This is a genomic window from Geomonas subterranea (assembly GCF_019063845.1).
GTDB lineage: Bacteria > Desulfobacterota > Desulfuromonadia > Geobacterales > Geobacteraceae > Geomonas > Geomonas subterranea.
On the sequence record NZ_CP077683.1, the window covers coordinates 1,680,548 to 1,692,903 of the forward strand.

10 protein-coding genes are annotated in these 12,356 nt (G+C 62.9%); 9 read left to right on the forward strand and 1 reads right to left on the reverse strand.

Going from position 1 to position 12,356, the window contains the following annotated elements; genetic code table 11:
* Nucleotides 1-10: 10 nt before the first annotated feature.
* The 3 genes from KP001_RS07235 (at nucleotide 11) to KP001_RS07245 (ending at nucleotide 2,563) form a co-directional block, all read left to right on the forward strand.
* Nucleotides 11-1,420: a DUF8689 domain-containing protein gene (locus KP001_RS07235; protein ID WP_217288861.1), complete on the forward strand. Its 1,410-nt coding sequence runs from the start codon at nucleotides 11-13 to the stop codon at nucleotides 1,418-1,420.
* 173 nt (nucleotides 1,421-1,593) lie between these two features.
* Nucleotides 1,594-1,791: a GSU3473 family protein gene (locus KP001_RS07240; RefSeq protein WP_217288862.1), complete on the forward strand. Its 198-nt coding sequence runs from the start codon at nucleotides 1,594-1,596 to the stop codon at nucleotides 1,789-1,791.
* Nucleotides 1,792-2,056: 265 nt separating this feature from the next.
* Nucleotides 2,057-2,563, forward strand: a complete 507-nt coding sequence (locus tag KP001_RS07245; RefSeq protein ID WP_217289574.1) for an ATP-binding protein — start codon at nucleotides 2,057-2,059, stop codon at nucleotides 2,561-2,563.
* 269 nt (nucleotides 2,564-2,832) lie between these two features.
* Here the strand turns inward: KP001_RS07245 and KP001_RS07250 are convergent, their stop codons facing one another.
* Nucleotides 2,833-3,339 carry a hypothetical protein gene (locus tag KP001_RS07250; RefSeq protein WP_217288863.1) on the reverse strand — a complete coding sequence of 169 codons (507 nt, stop codon included), beginning with the start codon at nucleotides 3,337-3,339 and terminating at the stop codon, nucleotides 2,833-2,835.
* 181 nt (nucleotides 3,340-3,520) lie between these two features.
* On the opposite strand from KP001_RS07250, the gene KP001_RS07255 reads away from it, so the two are divergent.
* The 6 genes from KP001_RS07255 (at nucleotide 3,521) to KP001_RS07280 (ending at nucleotide 12,303) form a co-directional block, all read left to right on the forward strand.
* Nucleotides 3,521-4,735: a molybdopterin molybdotransferase MoeA gene (locus KP001_RS07255; protein ID WP_217288864.1), complete on the forward strand. Its 1,215-nt coding sequence runs from the start codon at nucleotides 3,521-3,523 to the stop codon at nucleotides 4,733-4,735.
* Between the two features lie 306 nt (nucleotides 4,736-5,041).
* On the forward strand, nucleotides 5,042-5,866 hold the full coding sequence (locus KP001_RS07260) for a c-type cytochrome (protein ID WP_217288865.1): 825 nt from the start codon (nucleotides 5,042-5,044) through the stop codon (nucleotides 5,864-5,866).
* Entirely contained in the window at nucleotides 5,866-9,468 is a 3,603-nt protein-coding gene (locus KP001_RS07265) for a nitrate reductase subunit alpha (protein WP_217288866.1), read from the forward strand. Before KP001_RS07260 ends, KP001_RS07265 begins: the two co-directional genes overlap by 1 nt.
* A 179-nt stretch (nucleotides 9,469-9,647) precedes the next feature.
* On the forward strand, nucleotides 9,648-11,102 hold the full coding sequence (narH, locus tag KP001_RS07270) for a nitrate reductase subunit beta (RefSeq protein ID WP_217288867.1): 1,455 nt from the start codon (nucleotides 9,648-9,650) through the stop codon (nucleotides 11,100-11,102).
* Nucleotides 11,099-11,644 (forward strand): nitrate reductase molybdenum cofactor assembly chaperone, encoded by a 546-nt coding sequence (gene narJ, locus KP001_RS07275; RefSeq protein WP_217288868.1) that lies wholly within the window; start codon nucleotides 11,099-11,101, stop codon nucleotides 11,642-11,644. Before narH ends, narJ begins: the two co-directional genes overlap by 4 nt.
* The gene (locus KP001_RS07280) at nucleotides 11,638-12,303 is read left to right on the forward strand and encodes a respiratory nitrate reductase subunit gamma (protein ID WP_217288869.1); all 666 of its coding nucleotides are present in this window, start codon (nucleotides 11,638-11,640) and stop codon (nucleotides 12,301-12,303) included. The genes narJ and KP001_RS07280 overlap by 7 nt, the downstream gene beginning before the upstream one ends.
* Nucleotides 12,304-12,356: the final 53 nt, after the last annotated feature.

The following is a 12,356-nucleotide window of genomic DNA, read 5'->3' on the forward strand; positions in this document are numbered from 1 at the left end:
GGGGGACACAATGTTCATTCTCGGAGAGAAACTGGTTAAGGAAAACATCATTACCCAGGCGCAACTTGACCAGGCCCTGGATCGGCAGCGCAGGCTCGGCGGCAGGCTCGGGCACAACCTCGTCGCGCTGGGCCACGTCACCGAGGAGGACATAAAGAGGCAGTACCAGAAAAACCCCCCTCCCCCGAAATGCGTCGAGGACACCGGGCTCGACCTATCCTTCATCACCGACCTGATCTTGAAACACATCGTGTTCATGGGGGAGTTCCGCATGGGGGACGTGGTGGACCGGGTCAAGCTGCCCATTACCATCGTGAACCGCGCGCTGGAGGTGTTGAAGCGGGAGAAGTTCGTCGAAATCAAGGGGGCGACGAGCTACGCGTCGGCCACCTACAGCTTCAAGGTCACCGAGTCGGGGCAAAAACGGAGCCTCGAACTGATGGACCTGTGCCGTTACGCCGGTCCCGCGCCGGTCACTCTCGACGAGTACCAGGCCATGGTCGAGTTGCAGACCGTGAAGTTCATCACCATCAGCGATCAGACCCTGAGGGACGCCTTTTCCCACCTGGTCTGCAGGGAGGACCTGTTCCGGCGCCTGGGGCCCGCCATCACCTCTGGGAAGACGGTCTTCATCTACGGCCCTCCGGGTAACGGCAAGACGGCGATAGCCGAGGCGGTGGGGCGCGTCCCCACGGACTTCATCTACGTCCCCTACGCCATCGACGTGGGGGGCCAGATCATCAGCGTCTTCGACCCGGTGAACCACATCCCGGTCTCCCCTGCCCTGCTCCCGGAGCACGTGGACCAGCGCTGGGTCCTGGTGCGCAGGCCGGTGGTCATGGTCGGCGGCGAGCTCACCATGCGGATGCTCGACCTCGATTTCAACCGCATCTCCAAGTACTACGAGGCCTCGCTGCAGTTGAAGGCCAACAACGGCATCTTCATCCTCGACGACTTCGGCAGGCAGCAGATCGAGCCCCGGGACATCCTGAACCGCTGGATCGTCCCCCTGGACCGGCATATCGATTTCCTGACCCTGCACACGGGGATGAAGTTCGCGGTCCCCTTCGACATGCTGGTCATCTTCGCCACCAACCTCGACCCGGCCCAGCTTTTGGACGAGGCGTTCCTGCGCAGGATCAGGTACAAGGTGGAGATAGACCGCCCCACCGAACCGGAGTACCAGCGGATCTTCAAAATGGTCTGCGACTCGAACGAGGTGCCGTTCAGCCAGGAGGCCTATGACTACCTGATCAGTTACTGTTACAAGCAGTACGGCGCCTTGCCCAACGCCTGTCACCCCCGTGACCTCATAGAGCAGATCATCGTCGAGTCCCGTTACAACAACCGCCCCGCCCGGCTCTCAAAAGAAAGTATTGAGATGGCATGTGCCAATTATTTTGTTAAAATGGAAGCATAGATTTCGTGCTATGACAGGCGACCGCCGCATGCGGCGGTGAAGCACGTGCACCTTATACGAATGGAGGGTTCGGAATACAGCTGCAATGGCGTCCCGTGTCATCCACACTAGTCCGGTCATTCATCCCGATGCTATTCCATTTTGAGAGGATGCCATCAGCGGGGGAGAGGACGATGATGATACGCGTGGTGTACGACGAGTACCAGACGGGAAAGGTTCACGACTATCTGCTCGACGCCCTGATCATGCAGCGAAAGATCGTCGGGTTCTTCCGTTCGGACGGGTATGTCCAGCTCGACCACGGCCCGGTGAGGGGCTCAGGCGGGCAATACCACGGGCATGACCGCAGGCGCATGCTCAAGGCGGCGTAAGCGTCCGCCCACCGGCCTGCCACAGGTTTAAAAACTTCCCTTCATGACGTCGCATTGCGGGACTGCCACAGCAGCAGTTCCCAGGGGGACGTCTATTTACCCGGCCAGTTAAACCGCTCTCCCACGAACACAGAGTCTTTCTACCCTCTTTCCCAGCTTTTCCCGTTTGCATCTACCCGGAAGAAAATCCCCCCTGTCCCCTCTTCTCGCAAAGGGGTAAACGTCACTTCCCTGACGGCGGCGCCGGCACCCCCTTTCTCACCGCATCGGGGATACCGAAAAGAACCTGGCCCTCCTGTTCGAGAAGGCGGAGTTCAAGGACTGGATCCTGTTCTTCGACAAGGCGGACGCCCTCTTTGGCAAGAGGACCGACGTACGCGACGCCCACGACCGGTATGCCAACCAGGAAGTTTCCTACCTGTTGCAGCGTATCGAGCAGTACCACGGACTTGTGATACTGGCGACCAACCAGCGCAGCCACCTCGATCCGGCGTTCGCGCGGCGGTTCCAGAGCATCATCCACTTTCCCATTCCGCGCCCCGAGGAGCGTTACCGGCTCTGGTGCAACGCATTCCCGTCCCAGGTGGAGATCGCACCGGATATCGACTGGAGGCAGATAGCGGCGCGCTACGAACTCCCCGGCGCCGGGATCATGAATGTGACGCACTACTGCGCGCTGGAGGTGCTGGCGGACCAGACGCGGCGGCTGGAGTTGAAGAGGCTGGAGGCGGCGATCTTGAGGGAGTATGTGAAGGAGGGGAAGGTGGTTTGAGGACACCGCGCTTTGAAAAGAGCTGTGAAGAGGAGGCGTATGCAAAGGCAGGCGGTGGCAAGAGCGAATGTAGCGAGGGAATGAAAGGCGGGCGAAAAATTTTTCGCCCCTACAGGTGGACGGGGGTCGAGGTAAGAATCATCGGCCATCGTGGCGCGCCCCCTTTTGAGGCAGCCCCCCCCGTTCGCCGGGTTCACTGTAGGGGCGAATTCTATTCACCCATGCCGGGTTCCGATCACTGTAGGGGCGAATAATTATTCGCCCAAGGTTCAAAAATTCCTGCTGTCGTAGGCCCAGTGCAACAAGGCCTGGCGCTGTCTTTTGCGGCAGGTGAGCACGCCTTCGGGGCAGTTGTGCCTGATCTGGGCGATGTGGCGCACCATCGCCTTCCAGCGCTTGATCTGGCGCGCGTCGTCGGGGCACCTGCGCCCCATGTAATAGCGGCAGTACCACTGGAACCAGCCGCGCGGGTCGTCGCTGTAAATCCACCCTTTCTCGCGCCAGTAGGAGAGCGGCTTAGAGGCGTTGACGCCGAAGAAGTTGTATTCCGGCACATGCCGCTCGTGACAAAGCCGCGCGTTCGCAAACCACTCCTTTGGGAACTCATCCCGGCAGTCGGTCATGTACTTGCCGCCAAAAACACCCATCTCCAGCATCTCCTTCGGAGTCAGGTCCGGCGTGAACTCCGGATGAAAGTTCCGGCCCTCCGGTTCGGTGCGGTAATAGACGTAGTCCCGCTGCATCATGTCGTTGACGCACACTCTGATTTTTTCCACTGTGACTTGTACTCCTTGCACAAAGGGGTAAAAATATCCCGACCAAATGTACAATGGGCAGAACGAGTGTCAAGGAGCGTAAAACCTGTTGCGGGTACCGCCCCCGTTTTGTTACAACCGCCCCTGTTCCAATGTCTGTCAGCAGCTGATCAGACTAACCTGTGAGGGAGGCAGAGCCGCCATGATCAGTATCGAAGAAGCACAACGGATCATCCTCGAAAACATCGCTCCGCTGGAAACCGAAAAGGTGACGGTCTTTCATGCCCTGAACCGGATCACCCCCAAAAACCACATCGCCCCCTGGGACATCCCCGCGGCTGACAATTCCGCCATGGACGGCTTCGCCTTCCTGCACGCCGGGGTGCGGGATAACCGGCTCAGGGTATGCGGATTTCTCCCCGCCGGCGAGGTGCGCTGCGAGCCGGTCCCGCCGGGCGAGGCCGTAAGGATCATGACCGGCGCCCCGGTTCCTCCCGGATGCGATACCGTGGTCCCCATCGAGGACGTCGAGGAGGAGGGCGAATGGATCGTGCTGCGCGGCAAGGTCAAGGCGGGAGACCACGTGCGCCGACGCGGAGAGGACATATCGAGGGGGGACGTGGTCATTGCCGCAGGGTCGATGTTGCGCCCGCAGGAGATCGGCATGCTCTCCGCCATGGGAAGCACCTCCCTCGCGGTGCACCGGCGGGCACGCGTTGCCATCCTCGCCACCGGGGACGAGTTGCTGGAGCCGGGGGCGACTCCCGAACCTGGCAAGCTCATCAACAGCAACAGTTACAGCCTCGCCGCCCAAGTGCTCGATGCCGGGGGAGACCCGGTGCTCCTGGGGATCGCGCGCGACACCCTGGAAGCCACCTGCGACAAAATCCGGGCCGGCTTCAACGCCGACTTCCTGGTGATCACCGGCGGCGTTTCGGTGGGTGACCGCGATTTCGTGAAAGCCGCCATCGAGGAACTGGGCGGAACGGTCAGCTTCTGGAAGGTGAACATGAAGCCCGGCAAGCCCCTGGCCTTCGCGACCCTGCAGGGAAAACCGGTCTTCGCCCTCCCGGGCAACCCGGTAGCAGCTATGGTCTCCTTCGAACTTTTCGTGCGCCCTACCCTGCTGAAGGCGATGGGACACACACGGGTGTTCCGGCCGGTGGTCCGGGCCGAGTTGCAGCAGGCGACAGCCAACAAGGGGAGCCGCCCACACCTGGTGCGCGGCATCGTGTCGCAGCGAAACGGCAGCTACCTCGTCTCCACCACGGGAAACCAGAGCTCGGGACGCCTCTCCTCCCTGATCCTCGGCAACGGGCTGATGAAGCTCGCCCCCGAATCCATCCATGCCGCCGGCGAGACGGTGGACGTCATACTGCTGGACCGCAGTTTCGAGATGAGTCCCCTCGATGGGTGATCGCCCGCCCCTCCGCCGCCCATCGTATCATGCCCGCCGCCCCGCGCGGCGGCATGGTTTCACCTGCCGAAACCTTGCTTGACTCCCTCTTTCCTGCAACTTCACCCCTCGATGCTATAATGAATGCCGTCCCCCCTGGACCTCATTAGCGAAAAACCCATTACGGGTTTTTTGATTTAGGTCAAGAACCTTCACAAACTACTGTTCTAGAGTCTCCTCTATCCGAAGTGTTTACAACATCGCCCCGCGCTGCTGCAAAGGATCGGCAGGGCGTCTCGACAAGCCCTAAGCCGAAGGAGAGCCTCCATGCCACATTCGCCCTTGACGCCGATCCGTTTTATTATCGCAATCCTGCTGGTAGTAGCAGTATCCGGCACCGCGCTGGCCGACGGGGGGAAGGAACTCTTCGACAAGCACTGTACCTCCTGCCACAGCATCGGCGGTGGTGACGGCGGCGGCCCTGACCTGAAGGGGGTCGGCGGCAGGCGTTCGGCCGAGTGGCTGGTGAAGATCATCACCGATCCCGGCAAGCTGACTGCGGAGAAGGACCCGGCCCAGGCCGAGCTGGTCAAGAAGTTCGGCTTCGAGATGCCCAATGTCGGGGTGAACCGCGGCGATGCCGAGAAGATCGTGGCCTTCCTCGGGGGAGGTGCGGCAGCCCCGGCCGGAGCCCCGGCCGCCGCAGGTGGCAAGGAAGCGGCCGCGCCGGCAGCGGGAGAGGCGCCGCAGCCGGCGGAGATCGTGGTGACCAAGGAGCTTCTCGCCACCGGCCGTGACCTTTTCACCGGCAAGCAGCGCTTCGCCAAGGGGGGGGCGCCCTGCGTCTCCTGCCACCGTTTCGACTACCCCGGCGTCTACGGCGGCGCGCTCGCCGCGGATCTCACCAACCTCTACGGCAAGATGGGGGAAACCGGCGTGCGGGGCGTGCTGAAGAGCCTCAGTTTTCCGGTCATGAAGAAGATCTACGCGGAACGCCCGCTGACCGATGAAGAGTCCGCGGCGCTCACCGCGCTGTTCAAGGACGCCGCGACCAGGAAGCACGCCGCGTGCGATCCGTATCCCGCAGCCGGGCTCGGCTTCTTCGCCTTGTGCCTGATCGCGGTGCTGCTGTTCAAGAGGAGAACCAAGTAATGTCACATAACAGGATCAAGGATGACTGCTCGGCGCACAACCGCCAGTGGGAGGAGCTGTACCGGAACCGGGCCCAGTATGACAAGGTGGTGCGCTCCACCCACGGCGTCAACTGTACCGGCGGCTGCAGCTGGATGGTGCACGTGAAGGACGGCATCGTCGGGTGGGAGCTGCAGGCGAACGACTACCCGCAGTTCGACGGCAGCATCCCGAACCACGAGCCGCGCGGTTGCACCCGCGGCATCAGCTTCTCCTGGTACCTCTACAGTCCGCTGCGCGTGAAGCACCCCTACCTGCGCGGGGCGCTCCTGGACCGCTGGAACGAGGCGAAGAAGGTCCACTCCGACCCGGTGGATGCCTGGGCCAGCATCGTCGAAAATCCCGACTCCCGCGCCTCCTACACCGGGCAGCGCGGCATGGGGGGCTTCAGGCGGGGGGACTGGGAAACCGTCACCGAGCTAATCGCCGCCTCCAGCATCTACACGGCCAAGAAGCACGGCCCGGACCGGGTGGTCGGCTTCTCCCCCATCCCCGCCATGTCCATGATCAGCTACGCGGCGGGAAGCCGCTTCCTGCAGCTCTTCGGCGGCGTCGCCCTAAGCTTCTACGACTGGTACTGCGACCTCCCCCCGGCATCGCCGCAGGTCTGGGGCGAGCAGACCGACGTGAACGAGTCGGCGGACTGGTACAACGCCTCCTACATCGTCCTATGCGGTTCCAACGTCCCGATGACCCGCACCCCCGACGCCCACTACCTCACCGAGGCGCGCTACCGCGGCACCAAGGTGGTGGTGATGTCGCCCGACTATTCGATGGCGAGCAAGTTCGCCGACGCCTGGCTCCCGGTCGAGCAGGGGCACGACGGCGCCTTCTGGATGGCGTTGAACCACGTCATCCTGAAGGAGTTCTACGCTGAGCGCCAGGTCACCTTCTTCGAGGAGTACGTCACCAGGTACACCGATTTTCCCTTCCTGGTGGAGCTTACGCCCTCCTCCCCTCTTCCTCCGGGAGAGGGGAGGAGTGAGGGCGTCTGGCGCCAGGGCGAACTGGTGCGCGCCGCGCGCTTCGAGCGCTCGGCTTCGCTTGAGCACGCGGAGTGGTGCCTGTGTGTCGCCGACAAGAGCGGCGAGGTGCGCGTTCCCAACGGCAGCCTCGGCTCGCGCTGGAGCAAACAGGAGGGACAGTGGAACCTGGACATGAAGGACGTGGTCGACGGGGGTGAGATCGACCCCGCCCTCACCTTCCTGGGACAGGAGACACGCAAGGTGCTGTTCCGCTTCGAGGGTGAAAAGGACGCGGTCCGCGAGGTGCCGGTACGCCGCGTGCTGACGGCCGGCGGGGAGATCGTGGTGACCACGGTGTTCGATCTGCTCATGGCACAGTTCGGCGTCTCCCGCGGGCTTTCCGGCGACTACCCCCACGGCTACGACTCCGACCTTCCCTTCACGCCGAAGTGGCAGGAAAAACACACCGGCATCGACGCGGAAACCCTGATCAAGATCGCGCGCGAGTGGGGCGAGAACGGCGAGCAGAGCCGGGGACGCAACATGGTCATCATCGGCGCCGGGGTGAACCACTGGTACCACAACGACCTGATCTACCGTGCCGCCATCACCGCGCTCATCCTCACCGGGAGCGTCGGCAGAAACGGCGCGGGGCTCGCCCATTACGTCGGGCAGGAGAAGGTGGCGCCCCTCTCCCCCTGGACCTCCATCGCCATGGCGCAGGACTGGGTCAAGGGGAGCCGGCTGCAGAACACGCCGAGCTTCTGGTACATGCACTCGGACCAGTGGCGCTACGACCGCAACTTCGTCGACTACTTCAAGCCGGAGACCGGCGACAAGATGCCGATGCACGCGGCGGACTTCAACGCCAAGGCGGTGCGCCTCGGGTGGCTCCCCTTCGCGCCGCACTTCGACGCCAATCCCCTGGAGCTCATGAAACAGGCTAAACGCGAGGGGTGCCAGGATGACGACGCCGTCCGCTCCTGGCTGGTGGACCGGCTGAAGAGCGGCAAGAACCGGTTCGCCATCGAGGACCCGGACGCTGCCGGCAACTCGCCCAAGGTCTGGTTCATCTGGCGCGGCAACGCCATCTCCGCCTCCGCCAAGGGGCACGAGTTCTTCCTGAAACACGTGCTCGGCGCCCCCAACTCCAGCGCGACCGCCAAGGAAGTCGCCAAGGGGCAGGTGCAGGACATCGTCTGGCACGACAAGGCGCCCGAGGGGAAGGTAGACCTGGTCGTGGACCTGAACTTCAGGATGGATACCTCGACCCTCTACTCCGACATCGTGCTCCCCGCCGCCACCTGGTACGAGAAGAGCGACCTGAACACCACCGACATGCACTCCTTCGTGAACTGCATGGATGCGGCCGTACCCCCTTCCTGGGAATCCAAATCGGACTGGAAGATATTCAGCAAGATCGCCAAGAAGGTGAGCGAACTGGCGGCGACGCACCTCCCCGAGCCACTGAAGGACGTCATAGCTGCCCCGCTTCTGCACGACACGCCGGGTGAGATCGCCCAGCGCTCGGTCAAGGACTGGAAGCTCGGTGAATGCGAGCCGGTGCCGGGGAAGACCATGCCCAACCTGGCCATCGTCGAGCGCGACTACGTGAACCTCTACAACCGTTTCCTCTCGCTCGGCCCCAACATCGGGCACTTGGGATCACACGGCAACTACTATGACGCGGACGACGAGCACGAGAAGCTGCTGAGGGAACTCCCGAACCGGAGCTGGAACGACAAGAGCTACGTGGACCTGGCGGATGAAAAGGTGGTGGCGGACGTGATCCTTTCGCTGGCGCCGGAGACCAACGGCGAACTGGCGCACCGTGCCTACCAGAATCTTGAGAAGCGGGTCGGAAAGCCCTTGGCGCAGATCGCGGAGGGTGCGCGGGAGGTCCGGGTGAAGTGGGAGGACGTGACCCAGAAGCCGCGCCGGGGGATCAACTCGCCGATCTGGAGCGGGCTTGTCAACGGCGGGCGCCCCTACTCCCCCTACACGCTGAACGTGGAGCACCTGGTGCCCTGGCGCACCCTGTCGGGACGGCAGTCGCTCTACCTGGACCACCCGTACTACCGCGAGTTCCACGAGGGGCTTCCGACCTTCAAGGGGAAACTGAACCCGGCGCTTCTGGACGAGACCGAGGGGGAGACGGGGCTGGTGCTAAACTTCCTGACCCCGCACGGCAAGTGGGGTATCCACTCCACCTACTCGGACAACCTGAGGATGCTCACCCTGTCCCGCGGCGGGCAGGCGGTCTGGCTGAACCACCTGGATGCGGCCGGCGCCGGCATCGAGGACAACGAGCAGATCGAGGTGTACAACGCCAACGGCGTGGTGGTCTGCCGCTCCATCGTATCCTCCAGGATTCCCCGCGGCGCAGCCGTCATGTACCACGCGCCGGAGCGGACGCTGAACATCAAGAAGTCCAAGAAGAGCGGCAAGCGGGGTGGCGTGCACAACAGTCTTTCGCGGATCCGTCTGAAGCCGACCCTGATGCTCGGGGGGTACGCGCAGTTCAGCTACTACTTCAACTACTGGGGCCCAACCGGCGTGAACCGCGACAGTTACGTGGTGGTCAGGAAGCTGAAGTAGGAGCGAAGGCAAGGAAGCCCCCCCCGGCGACCTGTAGGGGCGAATAATCATTCGCCCACCCCCGCGTCGCACCACCTGACAGCATCACCTTCACGAGGGAGGGTGGACGGGCGAATGATTATTCGCCCCTACAGTAGACGACGCCGCCTTTCTCTAAGGCGGCGATCAAGGAGCCATATATGGATGTAAGAGCTCAGATAGTGATGGTCTTCAACCTGGACAAGTGCATCGGCTGTCACACCTGTTCCATCTCCTGCAAGAACATCTGGACCGACCGCAAGGGCGCCGAGTACATGTGGTGGAACAACGTCGAAACCAAGCCGGGCGTCGGCTATCCCCGGCAGTGGGAAGACCAGGAGCGCGTCAAGGGTGGCTGGGTGGTCGACGGCAAGAAGCTGAAGCTGAAAGCGATGGGCAAGGGCCCGACCCTCGCGAACATGTTCTTCCAGCCCAACATGCCGAAGATCGAGGACTATTACGAGCCTTTCGACTTCGACTACGGCAACCTCGCGGGCGCCAAGGAGTCCAAAGACCAGCCGGTCGCAGAGGCATTCTCCCAGATCTCCGGCAAGAAGATCGAGGAGATCCAGGGGGGACCGAACTGGGATGACGACCTCTCAGGGTCCCAGGTCTACGCCGCCAATGACCTGAATCTCAAGAACAAGAAGGTGATCGAGTCCTACGACTCGATGTTCATGCAGTACCTGCCGCGCATCTGCAACCACTGCCTCAACCCGGCCTGCGTCGCCTCCTGCCCCTCCCGCGCCCTCTACAAGCGGGGCGAGGACGGCATCGTCCTGGTGGACCAGGAGGTCTGCAAGGGGTGGCGCTTTTGTACCAGCGCCTGCCCGTACAAGAAGGTCTATTTCAACTGGAACACGGGTAAGGCGGAGAAGTGCATCTTCTGCTACCCGCGCGTGGAGACCGGTCAGTGCAACGCCTGCGCCCACAGCTGCGTCGGGCGCATCCGCTACGTGGGGGTGCTGCTCTACGACGCCGACGCCGTGGAGGCGGCCGCGCTCCATGGGGATACCGAGCTCGTCGAGGCGCACCGCGGGGTGATCCTCGACCCGTGCGATCCTGAGGTGTGCAGGCAGGCCAGGGAAAACGGGATCTCGGACAACTGGCTGGAAGCGGCGGCCGCATCGCCGGTCTACGCGCTGGTGAAGGAATTCCGGATCGCGCTCCCGCTGCACCCGGAGTTCAGGACGCTTCCCATGGCGTACTACATCCCCTCCCTGTCGCCGGTCCTTTCGACCTGGGGCGATACCCACAAGCTCCTGGAGCACGGCTTGATCCCGGCGCTGGAGACCCTGCGCGTCCCCATCGGGTACCTGGCGAGCCTGCTGTCCGGTGGCAACGAGGGGGTCATCGAGGAGGTGCTGAAGAAGCTGATCGCCGTGAGGGTACAGATGCGGGCGGAAAACCTGGGGCTGCCGGCGGACCCGGCACTGCTCCAGGCGGCGGGGCTGGACGAGGCGGCGGCGAAAAAGCTGTACCGGCTCTTCACGGTGGCGGGGTACAACGAGCGAAACGTCATTCCGCCCCAGCAGCGCGAGGAGCAGGACCCGCAACGGCGCAAGCAGGAAGCGGGCTTCGGCATCCTGAAGAAGACCAGGGGAGGCAGCAAATGAGCATGCAGCAGAGTTACCACGCCCTGTCGAGGCTTTTCGATTATCCGCGGCAGAGGGAGGAAGTGGAGAGTTGCTACGACGCCCTCGCCACCTACCTGAGGCGCAGCGGCATCGAATCGCGCGCCCGCCTCTTTGGTGAGATGTTGGGGAATAGCACCCTTTCAGAGTTGCAGGAAGATTACGTGGCCCGCTTCGACTTCAACCCGGCGGCGGCTCCCTACCTGGGGCACCACCTGTACGGCGACAACCAGAAAAAGGGTGGCTACATGATCCAGGTGAAGCAGGAGTACGGCAGGTACGGCTTCGAGGCGCCCGTGGACGAGCTTCCTGACCATCTGGCCGTGGTGCTCGCCTTCCTGGCGCACCTCGCGCGCCGCGGCGAGGACGAGGTGCGTCGCGAGTTCATCGGGAAACTGGTTCTGCCTGCCATCAACAAACTGCTCGGCACATCGGAACAGCGCGACACGTCCCCCTGGCTCACCCTGGTCGAGGCAGCCGAGCTTTTATGCAGCGCGGATTGCCGTGAGGAGGCAACATGCTGAACTCTTTCATCTTCATCGCCCTGCCCTACGCGGCCCTGGCGCTGGTACTCCTGGTCACCCCGTACCGCTTCCTGAGCAACAGGCTGACCTGGTCCGCCTACTCGACCCAGTTCCTGGAGCGCAAGGTCCTCTACTGGGGGATCAACCCGTGGCACTACGGAATCCTCCCGATCCTTTTGGCGCACGTGGTCGGGTTCGCGTTCCCCGGCGTGTTCAAGCCCTTTTTGGGCAATCCGGAAACGCTGCTCGGCGTGGAAAGCGTCCTGTTCGGGCTGGGGGCCTTCGCCGTCTTTGGGGTGTTCCTTCTGCTGTTGCGGCGCGTCAACTCGGGGATGCTGAAGCGGGTCACCTTCAGCTCGGACTGGCTGATCCTGTATCTGCTGCTGTTCCAGGCCGGCACCGGGATCTACATTGGCTACTTCATGCGCTGGGGTTCGCAGTGGTACCTGCACACCGCGGTTCCCTACCTCTGGTCGATCGTGTCATTCCAGCCGCAGATCGAGTACGTCGCCGACCTCCCGCTGGTGTTCAAGCTGCACGCCGCCTGCGCTTTCCTGATCGTGGCCGTGCTCCCCTTCACCAAGCTGGTGCACATGCTCTACCTGCCGTTGGATTTTCTGAAGGATCCGCCGCTTTTGTACCGGTGGCGGTCGAAGTAAGTTGCGCGGAGCCACGCTCCCCGTCCGTCCCCTCTCCGGAGGGAGAGGGGGAA